The organism is Allocoprococcus comes, assembly GCF_013300725.1.
Lineage (GTDB): Bacteria > Bacillota > Clostridia > Lachnospirales > Lachnospiraceae > Allocoprococcus > Allocoprococcus comes_A.
In genome coordinates, this window is the sequence record NZ_JAAIMM010000009.1 from 41576 (window position 1) to 57387 (window position 15812).

A 15812-nucleotide genomic window follows, 5' to 3' on the forward strand; every position below is an offset into this window, starting at 1 on the left:
GGGGGTGTAGCCACCAAATATACTATTCGTTTTCTGCTTCAGCAAGTTTGTTAAGAATCCACTCCCGATTGATAACAATATCCTCATCATCTCGGAGATCTTTGAAATCAGTGCAGTGTGAAGAAGCAAATTCATACATATTGTCAATGTCAACTGCACCAGTGATCTCACCCTTATTAATGATTATAAGAATATTTGTTCCGTTGTCGTCGACAGCAAAGCGCAGTTCATCAAATTCTTTATCAGGATTATTCTCGTGAAGAGAATCTGTCACAAGTAATTTAACAAGTTCCATTACCCTGTCATCTTTACCTGCATCAAAGATCTGGATCTTTTCAACGAGCTGATTTGCTGATGTCACAATCCGGTATAAGTACTTTTCGGTACGATAATCAGCCAAAGCATTTTTTTCATAAAATATTTCATATGTCTTCTTTACTTCTGATTCAGGAACCAGATAAATCATGACAAGATCTTCCATCTGGTGATAGAGTGTGGAGTAGTTTAAACGAAAGGTCTCTCCACAGCTTGGGCAGGTATAAAGAAAAATAGATTGATTAAGTACCTTCTCTTTCATTTCAGGATCCAGTGCAGTATTAATACTGTCCCAGAGCTCAAAATCTCCCTCATGATGGCAGGAAGGACAAGTTACCTTTTCTATATGATGTCTTGACATAAATGTTCCTCCTTTCAGTGAGATAAATCTATAGTTTTCTTATTGTAGAATGCGCTTATCCTTTATTATTTTGCCAGGAAATTACTCTGAATCTCCATCGGCATATGATAAGCCTGGCCTCGTTTTGTCAGGCTGTATAGTTTAAAGCTCATGAGTTCCGGAGTTGCATTCAGAGAACTGCAGAGTCCGAAATAATCCAGGTCTTCGTTCTGAACCATATCTTCGATCTCCTCATCATCAATCAGAAGATCGGCAGCAAACAGATTGGCCTGGTATTCTGTATTATCCGTCATATTATAGAGTGTATCATCTTGCATCGGAGCCATTTTCAGCTGGGAACGATGCAGCATGATATGCCCTAATTCATGGGCGGCAACGATCATCTTTTCTTCTTCTGAAAGGAAACTGCTGATCATGACATAGATCGTCTTGCAGCTCATAAAACAATATCCTTTCAGTGTCTTATATCTGGAAGTTTCCCCGACCACAATGTTCATCTGATCCATGATCTCAAATGGATCTCGGGTTCCATATTTCTTGATTAATTTCTTTGTTTCTGTATATATGTAAGTGTTTCTCAAATAAATCACCTCAAAAGTAAAAAATAAAAGGGCAGAAATATCCTTGTAACTATAAGGTAACAGATTAGGTGTACAATAATCCCGCCTTCTATTATTTTTCCTCTTGGTTTTTCAGATATTTTTTCGGTGTAAATTTCTTTGCACGTCTTTTGGAATCCAGATAAAGGCTCTGGATCTCATCCATAAAAGCTATTTTATCTTCGTCTGTCAGTGATCCACCGGCAAACATAGCTGCAGCCTGTTCCAGAATCTGCTGAGCCTGTTTGGCACCGCGGTTACCAAACTGTTCGGATGCCTCTGTGATAAAAGCTTCATTCTCACTCATGAGATAAGAAACATCACACTGTAATGCATCTGCCAGTTTCTGATACAGAACATTTTGTTTTGGGAAACGTCCTTCTACTTCCCAGGATCGAATGGTCCTATATGAAACACCAACCATGCTGGCCAGTTCCTGCTGACTCATCTTTTTTTCTTTTCTTAATGATCTTACTTTTTCACCGAATGTCATAAACATACCTCTTTCTAAGCCTTGTCTTATAAGTTTCATTAGCCGCTTCAAGGCAAAACGGGAAATGTGTCTCCTGAAAAATAAAAATTAATCTTGACAAAGGGAAATATCTCTCCTATAATGTGAATCACAGATAAGGGAAACATCTTTCCTATAAGATACACAATATTTCCTCTTTTGTCAATGAATATGTGAAATGAATTTCCTATATTTTGAAGAAAACAGGAAAGATAGACAGTCATTGATAGTTAAAATGGGATACATGTTACAGAAAGAGGAAAGACGTATGGGAGGTGGCAATGTGAGTCAGGATCAGACTTCTATTATCTGTATTGATCTAAAGTCCTTTTATGCTTCTGTGGAATGCGTAGAACGTGGGCTGGATCCATTTAAAGCAAACCTGGTGGTTGCAGATCCGACCAGATCAAAGTCAACAATCTGCCTGGCAATCACTCCGGCTATGAAGGCTCTTGGCATCAAGAACCGGTGCCGGATCCATGAGATACCGGATTGTGTGAAGTACATCACAGCCATGCCAAGGATGCAGCTGTATATGGATTATTCCGCAAAGATCTATGGAATCTATCTGCGGTACGTCTCAAAAGAAGATATCCATGTGTACAGTGTCGATGAGTGTTTTATTGATGTGACAAACTATCTGCAGCTTTATCATCTCACTGCAAAAGAAATGGTGGTAAAGCTTATGCAGGAGGTTATGGAAGAAACAGGTATCACTGCAACCGCTGGTGTGGGAACCAATCTGTATCTTGCTAAGATCGCAATGGATATCGTAGCAAAGCATGTGGATGACCATATTGGAATCCTGGATGAATTCTCTTACAGAGAGCAGCTATGGGATCATAAACCATTAAGTGACTTCTGGAGGATTGGATCCCGGACTGAAAAAAAACTGGCCGGTTATGGAATCCATACGATGGGCGATATTGCAATGGCTTCTTTAAGATCCGAAGACTGGCTGTATAAGATGTTTGGGATTGATGCAGAGCTGTTGATCGATCATGCATGGGGATATGAAACATGCCGGATGAGTGACATCAAGAACTATCATTCGGAGGAACACAGCCTTTCAAATGGTCAGGTGCTGATGCGAAATTATTCTTTTGATGAAGCACTTGTGATCGTAAGGGAAATGACAGATAATCTGGTCCTGGATCTGTTTGAAAAAGGACTGGTAACAAGCTCTCTCACCTTATGGATCGCCTATGACCACAGGTATGAGCATGAGGCATCCAAAGGAACCGTAAAACTCGAAAGAGAAAGTAACAGTTCCAAAAAGATCATAGATGCAGTGGAAGATTTATATCTCAGGATTGCAGACAGATATACCGGAATCCGAAGAATCGAGGTGTGTGCGAACAGGGTTGTTCCTGAAAGTTATGTGCAGTACAGCCTGTTTGATGATCCCAAACAGACCGATAAGGAACGGCATTTACAGGAAGCAGTATTGAATGTAAAGCAGCGTTATGGGAAGAATGCGATCATGCGGGGATCCAACCTGCTAGAGTGTTCTACTTATAGAGAACGCAACGAGCAAATAGGTGGTCACCGTGCTTAGAGGAGGTGCAAAAAGTGCTGGCAAGTGCATATCAACCGTATTTATATTTACCAAGACCGGTTTCCAGGAGACATCCAATGGATGTAGGACGCAGGGCAAAACAGTTTGCTCCATTTGCGGCACTTCGTGGATTGGATGAAACGATCCGGCAACAGGAAATCATTTACGAACCGAAAAGAGATTTATCCGACGAAAAGAAAAATGAGCTGGATATGAAATTAAGGATTCTGGCATATGGAATGAAGATACAGGCAACTTATTTTCAAAAGTCCTGGAAGAATCCATCAGTTGGTCAGTACCATACATTATCTGGAACCGTAGAATTTTTTGATACATCAGTCCACTTACGGATCGATGATACTGAGATTCAGATCCAGGATATCTGTGATCTGACTGGTGATGTATTTGAAACTATAGAAATACCGTGTTAATTAATCACAGCAGAATTTTTTATACTGGAAAGAGCGTGTGGTAGCTGGTGGAAGGATAAAAAAGGATGCACAGATCGACAAAGCAGATCTGATCAGAATAGAAATCGTGCTGTTCGTGCAGCTTTGGCACTTACGGAATGGATGGCATGATGCTCATAAGGCGGATTTGATTTCCCTTTGATCCGTTGAGTAATAAATGGAGAAATATCTTATTGCTTAAAGGAGGAAGCCTATATGGGATCAGGTGCTATTAAATGGCATGTACACTGCTCTGTATGCGGAGCATTTATTGAAAAGAGCGCACAAAGCGATTCAGAAGTGGAGTGCAAAAAATGTCGCAGTACATTGGAAATATTTGTAAATGATGATATGGTGTCGGTTCGTCCGATCCACATTCGTGATGAACAATTAAAGTCCAGGATGCGGACGTATTCCCGAAAGATGATGAATCAGGGATCATAACAGAATAGAATGAGCTGTCTGTAGTAAGCGTTGGATTTGGCAAGAACCATCAAGAACGCACCAGACAGCAAGAGTTTGTCAAGGAGCTGAACCTGACTGGAATCACTAAGAGCCCGGCAAAACATTTACGGATACACTGCAAGATCAGAAGTCTTTTCTGGTTTTGGAGATTGTTGAAGTATTTGTTTTGTCGGGCTTTTTTGACGTATTTCGAAAAATTTTTAAATTTTTTTGTCGTACCCCACTGTAAAACAGGCTCTCAGCGTTTCGTTATATAGAGGTTGAATTCTTTTTTGCAAAAATAATTGTAAATAGAGATTTTGATAATATGACACAAAGGAGGAAGCAAAGATGACTGAAATCGAATACCAGGAATTTGTAAGGCATTGTCCTTACGATGCTATGGGCGATTATTCCATGTTTCGCAAAGAGCAAACAGAGAATGAATCAGAAGATGCACATATCAACTGAATAAGCCAGGCAATCTGGCAAACTTAATCTAAACGCAGATACATGCGTTACAAAGGAGTCGCGGACTCCCGTTCAAAAAAAACGGGTGAGTTCGTGACCTCTTGTACTGCAGTTCTTTATGTCTGTGCAGAAATTTCATAAAAGATGGAATGGACCACCCGGAGCCGAAAGGCAGAAAGGTGGTCTTTATGTTGACATTAAAAGAACTGAAAAAAATCGTGAAAGTTGCTGATGTGGAGAAGAGAATCCCAAGCGTGAAATCCTTGAAGGAACACAAAGTTGTAGTAAAGGAAATGATCAATGCAGATACAACAATCTCTGTTTATGATCACGGATATGTACTTTATACAGCAGGAAATCAATCAACCGTATTTCCGCTTCATAGTTGTGATGACTATGAATATGTGAGTGTAACTGGCGATAACAAGGAATTCAATAAAGAGTTCTTTGATAATGAAAACTGGTATATCCGTCTGCTGATGGAGGCTGAAGACCGTATGGCATACAGCCAGAGCAAAATCAGCACCAATCATGGTGTGTTTTCTAACAGCGATGTTACAGATGATGCGGAGATTATGAGAGGATCTTCAAAAGATTTTGTTGACGATGTTATCGACAGAGAAATTCTGCATGCGCTGATCAAGGAATTGACAGAGAGGCAAAAGATGGTACTCAATCTGGTTTATTTCGAAGAAATGCGTCAGCAGGATGTCGCAGATTATCTGGGAATCAAACAACAGAGTGTAAATGACCTCCTGAACAGAGCATTAAAAACGATGAAAAAAAAGGCGGAAAACGAAGAATTTTAAAAAAATTTCAAAAAAATTGAATTAGACCACTGTAAAACAGGCTCTGAGCGTTTCGTTATATGAAGGGTTTGCATAGAACACCTTCATGTACCTTGAAAAATGAATAGCCTGCCCGGAGTGATATTTGATTTGAACATGCATAGAGCGAAAAGCTGCGTGTCTGCCAGAAGAAAACGTATCAGAGATGGAAACTGATATAGGAACGGATCCGGGAAAGAAAACAGGAAAACGCTTAAATCTTAAATCAAAATAAAATGTCTGAATCTAAAAAGAGGATGACAGTAGAAATCATGTGGCGGTATTTGTGACAAACAGGTACCGCCATATATTTGTGCTGTTATCTCAGCTTGTGCTGACTGTCCCAAATAGCACAAATTTCAGGAAAGGAGGCGATCATCTTCGTATAAAAGATAATATGCAGAAACTAACAGATAACCATACACAAAAGAATCAGAAAGGAAGGATTTAAGAGAATGAACGTGAAAAAGAAAGCACGCAGGGTGATGTCCGGTTTACTGACTGCAGTAACGGTTCTATCGACGGTACTCTCTCCCGCTGTTGCCTATGCTTCTGATGATGCTGGATCTGTAAAAAAGATTCCGTATTATGAGGAGATCAAGGATCAGTTGGATGAAGATGAAGTGGTAACTGCAAAGGATTATGAGATCAAGGTTGGAGACAATTTCGATGTAAAGAGTGATTATACCGGTCTTACGATCCAGGATGACAGCAAAGTAAAAGTTACATTTCAGGAAGCAAAAGATGCGGACGGGAATGATTTTTCTACCGATTATGCCAATTCCTATAAGGCAGTCTATTATGTAGAACCACAGACAACGGATCACCCAACCTACCAGATCAATCGAAAGATCGTGGTAAAAGAAGCGGATCAGCAGAAAGATTCGCAGTCAGAAAGTTCTTCTGATCAGGATGCTGGTTCTTCCGATAAGACAGAAACTGAGGATTCTGAGGCTGACTCGTCTACAGAGGAAACTGGTGCTGCTGAAACGGAGAGCAAAACAGAACTGACAGAAAAAGAATTTGATGCAGAGATCGAAGCAACGGAGAATCAGGAGACCGTTGATCCGGAAACAGGGATCACACTCTCAGAGGTTATGCAGGAAGCTGTTGACCAGGAAGTTGCTCTTGCGGATCTTGAAGCAGGCGAAAGTATTACTTTTGATATGCCAATGATGCTTGCTTCCGGTGAAACAGGAACAAAATCAGTCACAGTCACAGCCGGTTCCTGGTACTATTACGCAGATTATGGATTAGGTTCTTATCTGACTTGTCCGTATTATGTGAAATGGGGAAGCATCAATGCGACAGCATACTGTGTTGAACCATCGAAAAAAGGACCGGGAAATGGAACTTATACGATCCAGAAACTTGCCGATGGAAAGACACTTGCAAAGGTCTGCTATTACGGAACAAAAGCAAGTGATGAGAATGGTTTCTTCGATGAGAAACATCCGGATTTTCCGGCAGGAAAGAGATTCATCATTACCCATCTTGCAGCAGCTTATGCAAATGGATCCAGTGACTGGGCATCCGGAACCAATGCAACAGGAAAGAACCTGGCAATGGAACTTTACAATTATTGTGTAAATATGCCGGACATTCCGTCTGTAGATATGAGCTTTTCCGAATCTAATGTAAAGGCTTATGTGGAAGGAAACAGCCAGCGAACAAGCGTGATCACATTCAAAGCAGATAAACTGCAGACAATCACATTTAAGTTGCCAAGCGGTGTAAAGCTTGTAAATGTGACAACCGGTAAAACAAGTGCTGCAGGAGCAAGTGTAGAAATCAGTGGAGGTACACAGTTTTATCTGACAGCACCACTTGATCAGGCAGAGAGCGTCAGTGCTACATTTTCTTCTCGGATGAAGGGAAGCATTGATAAAGAATACTCTGCTTACAAGATTGTAACAGGATCCGGAACACAGGACCTGGCTCTTGTTTTCGGTGAAGGTGTCGGAAATGAGAAATATGTGGATTTTAAAGTAACCTGGACAAAAGAATGCAAAGTATCCATTGTAAAGAAAGATCAGGATACAGGAAATGCACTGGCTGGTGCAGTGTACGGGATCTATTCCGATGCTGCATATACAAAGCTGATCGCAGAGATGCCTGCAACTGATCAGAATGGTGCTTCACAGCTCACAATGGAGAAAACACAGGAAGTTGTTTATCTGAAAGAAATCTCTGTTCCAACAGGGTATCAGATCGATACAAAGTCTTATAATGTGACTCTTGCTATCGGAAAGACAACGACCAAAAATGTAACAGACAAACGTGTAAATGCAAAGATCAACATTGCAAAACAGGATGCTGAGACAGGGAATGCAGCACAGGGTGATGCAACGCTGGAAGGTGCAGTATATGGCCTTTATGCAAGGGAAGATATTGTTCATCCGGATGGAAGAACCGGAACGATCCATAAGAAAGACAGCCTGATCACATCCCTGACAACGGATAAGAATGGCGAAGCTTCTGTATCGGATCTCTATCTTGGAAAGTATTATCTGAAAGAGCTTAGTGCTCCGGTGGGATACGTACTGGATCCGACAGAACATGAGGTGGACTGTACTTACGAAGGTGCTACTGTTCCGACAGTAGAAAGAACTTCTGTATGTAAAGAAACTGTCATCAAACAGCCATTTCAGATCATCAAGGCAGCAAACAACGGGAAGACCGATGCAGATCTTCTGCAGGGAGTTGGTTTTTCAGCATGGCTTGTCAGTGATCTGAAAGTAAAAGCAGATGGAAGTTATGATTTTGACTCAGCCAGACCAGTTGTACTGACTGCAGATGGCCAGGCAGAAATGTTTACCGATGAAAAAGGATATGCAAGATCGATTCCGCTTCCATATGGAACTTATGTGGTAAGAGAAACCACAAGCAAACACAACTATGCACCGGTTGATGATTTTATAGTGAAGATCACAGAGAATCATCCGGATACACCGCAGACATGGCGAGTGCTTCTGGATAAAGAATTCAAAGCAAAATTAAAGATCATCAAAAAGGATGCAGAAACACAGAAATCTGTACTCCTGGCAAATACAGAATTCAAGGTATATGACCTGGATAACCAGAAATATGTGGAACAGACAACATCCTATCCGAAGCCAACGGTACACAAATCCTATTTCACAAATGAGGAAGGATACCTGGTACTGCCAAAGAATCTGAAACCTGGCAACTACCGGATTGAGGAAGTGACGGCACCCGATGGGTACACAATATCCAAAAACTATGTGACAGTTGCAGTTGATACAGATACTGCTTATCTGACCGATCCTGTCACAGGAGATGCAGTCATTGATGTGGAATATACCAATGCCCCGGTCAAAGGTCAGTTAAAGATCTATAAACAGGGTGAAGTGTTAAAGGGATTTGATAAGGACTTCCAGTATGAAATGGCTGGACTTGCAGGTGCTGAATTTGAAGTCTATGCGGCAGAGGATATCTATACTGCCGATCATCAGGTAGATGCAGATGGACAGAGAACTTTGTACTTTGCAAAGGATGCACTGGTGGCAACCGTTACAACGGATACAGATGGTTATGCAACTGTAAAGAATCTTCCACTTGGCAGATACTATGTCAAAGAGAAGAATGCACCGGACACTTATGTGTTAAATACGGTGCCGGAAAATGTCGAATTTGCTTATGCAGATCAGGATACCGCAGTGATCGAGAAAGAAATCTCTGTCACAGATGAACGACAGAAAGTGTCGATTACGGTCGAAAAACAGGATGCTGAGACAGGCAATACAGTAGCCGGAGCAGTGTTCGGTATTTACAATGCAAAAGACATTCAGACGAAAGATGGAAAAGTGATCGTCAAAGCAGATACTCTTTTACAGGAAATGACTTCTGATGAAAAAGGTCAGGCAGCATGTACACTGGATCTTCCACTTGGAAGCTATTATGTAAAAGAACTGAAAGCACCAGATGGATTCGTATCTTCGGATGAAGTACTGAGATTTGATGCTTCTTATCAGGGGCAGGATGTACAGACAGTAACATTAAAATCCGTAAAGAAGAACCAGCCGACAACTGTTGAGATCACAAAATCAGATGCAACAACCGGTGTAGAACTGGATGGAGCTTATCTGAAAGTAACGGATAAAGATGGAAATGTAGTAGATAGCTGGACATCTTCCAAAGATGCACCGCATGTGATCAAATATCTGAAAGTGGGTGAGACTTATACCCTACATGAAGAGTTTGCACCGCATGGTTATCTGGTAGCCAATGATGTGACATTCACAGTCAAAGATACCGGAGAGGTTCAGAAAGTGGAAATGAAGGACGAGGTACCGGTTGGTGAACTCATCATCAACAAAAAGGGAGAATTTCTGGATTCTGTTACGCTGGCCGATAAGGTCAAAGGTGTGGTGGAACACATTTTCAACTATGTAACCGGAAAACTGACAGATGTTACGTTTGAAGTCTATGCTGAGGAAGACATTAAGGCTGCCGATGGCGTCAGTGACGATTACTATAAAAAGGATGAACTGATCGCAACGATCAAGACAGATGAAACCGGTATTGCAAAACTGGAAAATCTTCCACTTGGTAAATACTATGTGAAAGAAACAGGAACTGCTTACGGTTATGTACTGGATGGTGAGATTCGTCATGTAGATCTGACTTACGTGGATCAGAATACACCAGTTGTAGTCTATGACAAAGACTGGCAGAACAACCGCCAGAGAGTAGAAGTCAATGTACTTAAGAAAGAAAAAGATTCTGACCGTACATTGGAAGGCGCTATCTTTGGATTATTTGCCAAAGAAGACATTAAGTCTGAGACAACAGGTAAAGTCCTGATCGAAGCCGATGAGATCATTGAGCTGAAATCTACGGATGAAGAAGGAAAGATCACATTTGTTGCAGATCTTCCAATAGGAGCAACTTACTATGTAAAAGAGCTCTATGCACCGGACGGATTCGTAACCAACGATGAAGTAAAGGAATTTACCTTTGAGTATGCAGGTGAAGATCAGCCGACAGTCACTTATGATTTTACCTTTGATAATCAGCCAACCGTCGTTGAATTTACCAAATCCAGTCTGACAACCGGAAAAGAACTTCCAGGATGTAAGCTGAAAGTGGTAGATGCTGATGGAAATATCGTGGATGAATGGACTTCCGGTAAAGAAGCACATGTGATCCGTGAGCTGACTGTCGGAAAAGAATACACACTGGTTGAAACAAAACCTGCTGATGGTTACGTGACAGCTGAAAGCGTAAAGTTCACGATCAAAGATACTGCCGATGTGCAGAAAGTTGAGATGAAGGATGATGTAACGAAGGTGAAAATCTCCAAACAGGATATCGCCGGAAAAGAACTTCCGGGAGCGAAACTCACAATCCTTGATCAGGATGGAAAAGTTGTGGAAAGCTGGACCAGTACAGAGAAAGCACATTACATCGAAATGCTTCCGATCGGAAAATACACTCTCCGTGAAGAAACGGCACCGGATGGCTATCTGGTTGCAAAAGATGTGGAATTCGAAGTAAAGGATACCTGTGAAGTACAGCATGTAACTATGGTGGATGAGAAAAAACCGGCAGAAAAGACACCGGAAGGTGGAAAACCTGTCAGTGATTCACCAAAGACTGGGGATAACACCAATCTGTGGCTGTGGTTTATGCTTCTCGGCATTGGTGCGACTGGTACAGGAGCCCTTGCATTTATGAGAAAAAAGAAACACTAATTAAATAAGAATGAGCGTTCATGGAAACCGAAAGGAATCTGTGGACGCTTTTTTAGATGGGAGAAACCATGAGAAATATCATTATTTTTGTTGCTCTTCTGGGAGCAGCGGCAATATTTACAGTTTTGTATTGTCTCATTGCTGCCGGAAGTCAGGCAGAGAAAAAACTGACAGAAATCATGAGAAAAGAGGAAGAACAGAATGAAGACTAATAAAGATCTGATCATAGAACCAAATGCAGCTATTGAGGGAAGAAAGTACAGCGAAGAAAAGCCATGGTCCTGCAAGTACTGTTACTGGTGGGGAGGCAAAAAGAAAGGCTGTAGCTTGAAACAGTGCCACTATCTGCTTCCGGAAAAGAAAAAAGCAGTAAAAACAACACCATGTGGTGGCTGTCCGTATGGAAAACATGTTCCATGCATCGGATATTGTATTGCCCGTCTTCATTCTGAAATGAAAGGAAAGAAAGGACGTGGGTAATTGCAGGAAGAAGTAAATCAGAAAGTGATCAGCCTGAGCATCCAGGGAGTCAAGATCACTGCCAGTGTGCTAAAAGCAGCCCTTCGGAAGTTCCTGGAAATGGACAACCGGAGGAAACAGGAAACAACGCAGGTGAAAATGGCTGAAAAGACCGGACGGGCCCAGGAGAAAGGAAGGGAAAAAGCCCGAAAAAAGATTGAAAAGAAAAAGCCACATGGAAAGCAGACCATCAAGCAACTGAATGCACAGGGAGTACAGCTTTCCAACATAAAGATCACAGATGAAAATATCAAATCCTTTGACCGTGTGGCAAGAAAGTACGGGATTGATTACAGCCTGAAAAAAGAAGTCGGTGCTGATCCACCAAAATATCTGGTCTTCTTTAAGGCTAAAGATGTGGATGTGATGACAGCGGCTTTCCGGGAATATGCCGGAGTAGAACTGAAAAAGAAACAGGCGAAGAAACCATCCGTCAGAAAGAAACTGCAGAAATCTGTAGAAAGAAAAGCAAAGCACCGCCAGCGTGTGAAGCAGAGACAAAAATCCAGAGGTCAGGAACGATGATCCGGGAAAAATTACAGAAGATCCAGGTCAAACGACTGGTGATCTTAAATCTCCCATATTTCTTTATCTTCTATGTAGCAGATAAAGGATCCTGGCTGTACCGGCATTGCCTGGGAGAAAGCATGGTCCAGAGACTTGGCGTGATGTTAGTCAATTTCCGACTGGCATTTTTAAGCTGGCTGCCAAGTATCGCTTTGCAGGATCTTACAGTAGGTGTTCTGGTTGCAGGTGCATTAAAACTGGTGGTCTACTATCGTTCTAAAAATGCAAAGAAGTTCCGACAAGGTGTGGAGTATGGATCTGCAAGATGGGGAAACAGAAAAGACATCGAACCCTTTATGGATCCGGTCTTTGAAAACAATGTCATCCTCACAGAAACGGAACGTCTGACCATGAACAGCCGGCCAAAAGCCCCAAAGTATGCCAGAAATAAGAATGTGATCGTCATCGGTGGTTCCGGATCCGGAAAGACAAGATTCTATGTAAAACCCAATCTTATGCAGATGACGGATCACGTGTCCTATGTGGTCACTGATCCGAAGGGAACGATCATCGTTGAATGCGGGAAGATGCTGGTAAATGGAGGATACCGGATCAAGGTATTAAATACGATCAACTTTAAAAAGTCCATGCATTACAATCCGTTCCATTATATCCGGAGTGAAAAAGACATCTTAAAGCTGGTCAATACCATTATTGCAAATACCAAGGGTGAAGGCGAAAAATCAACGGAAGATTTCTGGGTCAGTGCGACACGTTCGCAGGCGGTAAAAAGTCTGCGCACAGTGTTGGTTTATTAAATCATAACCAGTCTGTGAACTGGTAATCCGATAGGTGGAATGATGGGGTAACGCCCTGAAACGTCTATCCTTGACGGACTTGCGTCAGCTGTAATGGTTGGGGTGAGAAGCTCCGTGACAACGACCGAGAGTAGTCGTAGGAATCTGCCAAAAGATTCTCGAAAACGCCCCAGAGGTGGGGTGCGCTACCTATAGGTCTAGGATCTATAAAATATCTATGATTAGAATGTTTACTTTGGCGAGTAAACTGACGAAAACTGCGAATGTACGGTTCTAAAAGAAGACCATATAGAAATGTATGGGTGCGTTAAAGCGCAGTCAGTGTGGTTCAGTAGAAATTCGCCCTACGAACGACCATGTTGTGTTACAGGCACATCCAAGCTGACAGGACTATAGCAGAGATCTAAGGATATATGTACAGATAGGATTATCGGAACGTGGAAAGGCACCAGATTCCATTAGAGGATAGCCTGACGAAGAAAATAAGCAGGTGAACTGGTGCTGAAAAGCCGTGATCGAACTTATGATGAGTTCTGCGAAAAAGAGGAACTCGGAGGAATGGTCACAAGTCGGTTGAAATAAACAGGCATTATTCAGTCTAATGATAAGGATTACGAGTAAGACCAAAAGGGTCACTTTCGAGAGGAGGTGATGCCTTATGCCAAAGAAAAGTAAAACATTATGTGTAGATGACCTGCGTCATGCGGAGTACTACGGAATGCAAGGTACTTTTGATGAACTATATCAAAAAAGTCAGAACGGTGAAGTATTTGAGAATCTTATGGATTTGATACTGAGCAGGGATAACATTTTACTTGCGTACCGAAACATCAAAGCGAACAAAGGCAGCTACACGGCAGGAACAGACAAAAAGAACATCACAGATATTGGGAGTCAAACTCCTGATGATGTGATAAAAAGAGTGAGATTTATTGTTACGGGAAGCGAACACGGCTACAGACCAAAGCCTGTAAGACGGAAAGATATCCCGAAACCAAACGGAAAAACACGTCCGCTGGGAATCCCATGCATATGGGATAGGTTGATACAGCAATGTATCAAGCAGATCATGGAACCAATCTGCGAAGCAAAGTTCTGCAATAATAGTTATGGATTTCGTCCGAATAGATCCGTTGAACATGCCATTAACAGAACCTACACCATGCTTCAAATGATGAATCTTCATTATGTTATTGAGTTTGATATTAAAGGATTTTTCGATAACGTAAATCATAGCAAGTTAATCAGACAGATATGGTCGCTGGGTATCCATGATAAAACGCTGATTTTTATTATCAAGCGAATACTAACAGCTCCAATTAAAATGCCCGATAATACAACGGTACTGCCCAACAAGGGTACACCACAGGGAGGAATTATCTCACCACTACTGGCAAACATCGTTCTAAATGAATTGGATTGGTGGATAGCTAGTCAATGGGAGGAAAATCCGATTGCTATAAGCAGAGGGCGAGAAAGAATAATCGGAAAAACTAAAGTTTTTGATAAAAGCCATGGTTATAGGATTATGAAAAACACAGAAATGAAAGAAATGCATATCATTCGGTATGCGGATGATTTTAGGATTTTCTGTAGAACGAAAGAGGACGCAGTCAGGACAAAAGAAGCGGTTACGGCGTGGATTGAAGAGAGGTTGAAATTAGAGGTGTCCCCTGAGAAAACAAGGATTGTGAACACCAGAAAACGGTGGTCAGAGTTTCTTGGATTCAAAATAAGGGTAAGGCTGAAGCATCATAAATATGTGGTGCAGTCGGCAATCTGTGACAAAAAGGTTGAAATTGAAAGAGCAAAGCTAGTGGAACAAGCGAAAAACATCGCAAAACCCAGAGAGAAAAAAAGTTGTTTATCAGAAATTCAGCTATATAACTCTATGGTGTTAGGCATACAGAATTACTATCAGCTTGCCACCTGTATCAGTATTGATTGCAGAGAACTCCATAGGCGAGTAATGACAGTTTTGACGAACAGGTTAAATACAGAAACAGGAAGTATGCTAAAACATGAGGGTGGAACTATCACCCAAGCAGAAAAGGAAAGATTCGGACAGTCAAAAATGATTCGATATGTTTCAGGAATTGACCAGATGATCTATCCGATTGCATTCATCAAAAATAAAATACCGATGGCGAAGCGATCAATCGTTTGTAGTTATACAAAAGAAGGTCGTGCTCCGATTCATACAGAACTTAACCTTAATCAGTATGTTCTGAAAGGACTGAGAGAAAAAATATCCGTTGGTCATAGCACAGAATACCATGACAGTAAAATATCTTTATTTTCTGCTCAAAAGGGAAAATGTGCAATCAGTGGAGAAGAATTCGCAGATGCGGAACATGTAGCTGTATGGCTCAAAGTACCAAGAGCACTTGGTGGATTTGAAAGATATAAAAACATGGTTCTGATTCACAAAAAATATCTGATTCTGTTACAAGAACTGCCCCAAGCAGTAATAAAAGACCTGATAAAAACACTCAATATCACAAAAAAGATGCTCGTGAAAATCAATAGTCTGCGAGAGCAGGCGAACCTGTCAGCAATAATATAAAACTTAAATTTGGTGACTGATTAAATGTCTCGTGAAGACAATCGATGGAGCGCCGGATGCGGTGAAAGTCGCATGTCCGGTGTGAAGTGGGGGAAAAGGTGGAGATAATATCAAAACCTTACCTATCACTATAGGCCGAACGTCTTTTGT

12 protein-coding genes and 1 pseudogene are annotated in these 15812 nt (G+C 41.5%); 10 read left to right on the forward strand and 3 right to left on the reverse strand.

The genetic code is table 11. From position 1 onward, the window contains the following. Positions 1–22: 22 nt before the first annotated feature. The 3 genes from G4407_RS06595 to G4407_RS06605 all read right to left on the reverse strand — a co-directional run bounded on the left by G4407_RS06595 (position 23) and on the right by G4407_RS06605 (position 1807). Positions 23–676, reverse strand: a complete 654-nt coding sequence (locus tag G4407_RS06595) for a CpXC domain-containing protein (RefSeq protein WP_101872278.1) — start codon at positions 674–676, stop codon at positions 23–25. 65 nt (positions 677–741) lie between these two features. Continuing rightward, complete coding sequence (locus tag G4407_RS06600; RefSeq protein WP_243868778.1) at positions 742–1257, reverse strand: ImmA/IrrE family metallo-endopeptidase; 516 nt, start codon at positions 1255–1257, stop codon at positions 742–744. Positions 1258–1348: 91 nt separating this feature from the next. After that, the gene (locus tag G4407_RS06605; RefSeq protein WP_096240145.1) at positions 1349–1807 is read right to left on the reverse strand and encodes a helix-turn-helix domain-containing protein; all 459 of its coding nucleotides are present in this window, start codon (positions 1805–1807) and stop codon (positions 1349–1351) included. Between the two features lie 247 nt (positions 1808–2054). Here G4407_RS06605 and G4407_RS06610 point away from each other — a divergent pair, with 247 nt between their 5' ends. The 10 genes and pseudogenes from G4407_RS06610 to ltrA all read left to right on the forward strand — a co-directional run bounded on the left by G4407_RS06610 (position 2055) and on the right by ltrA (position 15662). Further along, on the forward strand, positions 2055–3344 hold the full coding sequence (locus G4407_RS06610) for a Y-family DNA polymerase (protein WP_459076695.1): 1290 nt from the start codon (positions 2055–2057) through the stop codon (positions 3342–3344). 14 nt (positions 3345–3358) lie between these two features. Further along, positions 3359–3775, forward strand: coding sequence for a hypothetical protein (locus G4407_RS06615; protein WP_330586000.1), 417 nt, complete (start codon positions 3359–3361; stop codon positions 3773–3775). Between the two features lie 234 nt (positions 3776–4009). Next, positions 4010–4237, forward strand: coding sequence for a hypothetical protein (locus G4407_RS06620; RefSeq protein WP_173688227.1), 228 nt, complete (start codon positions 4010–4012; stop codon positions 4235–4237). Positions 4238–4857: 620 nt separating this feature from the next. Beyond that, on the forward strand, positions 4858–5517 hold the full coding sequence (locus G4407_RS06625) for a sigma-70 family RNA polymerase sigma factor (RefSeq protein ID WP_015514779.1): 660 nt from the start codon (positions 4858–4860) through the stop codon (positions 5515–5517). A gap of 473 nt (positions 5518–5990) precedes the next feature. Next, positions 5991–11252: a SpaA isopeptide-forming pilin-related protein gene (locus G4407_RS06630; protein ID WP_173688228.1), complete on the forward strand. Its 5262-nt coding sequence runs from the start codon at positions 5991–5993 to the stop codon at positions 11250–11252. A 68-nt stretch (positions 11253–11320) separates the two neighbouring features. After that, complete coding sequence (locus tag G4407_RS06635; protein WP_164492145.1) at positions 11321–11464, forward strand: hypothetical protein; 144 nt, start codon at positions 11321–11323, stop codon at positions 11462–11464. Then, a complete protein-coding gene (locus G4407_RS06640; protein WP_055183036.1) occupies positions 11454–11732 on the forward strand; it encodes a hypothetical protein in 279 nt (92 codons plus the stop codon). Before G4407_RS06635 ends, G4407_RS06640 begins: the two co-directional genes overlap by 11 nt. Continuing rightward, the gene (locus G4407_RS06645; protein ID WP_118447861.1) at positions 11733–12296 is read left to right on the forward strand and encodes a PcfB family protein; all 564 of its coding nucleotides are present in this window, start codon (positions 11733–11735) and stop codon (positions 12294–12296) included. It begins immediately after the preceding gene. Further along, positions 12293–13054, forward strand: a pseudogene (locus G4407_RS06650) (type IV secretory system conjugative DNA transfer family protein); the annotation flags it as partial. The gene G4407_RS06645 and the pseudogene G4407_RS06650, both read left to right, overlap by 4 nt. Positions 13055–13754: 700 nt before the next feature. After that, a complete protein-coding gene (ltrA, locus tag G4407_RS06655; RefSeq protein WP_173688230.1) occupies positions 13755–15662 on the forward strand; it encodes a group II intron reverse transcriptase/maturase in 1908 nt (635 codons plus the stop codon). The last annotated feature ends 150 nt before the right edge of the window (positions 15663–15812 follow it).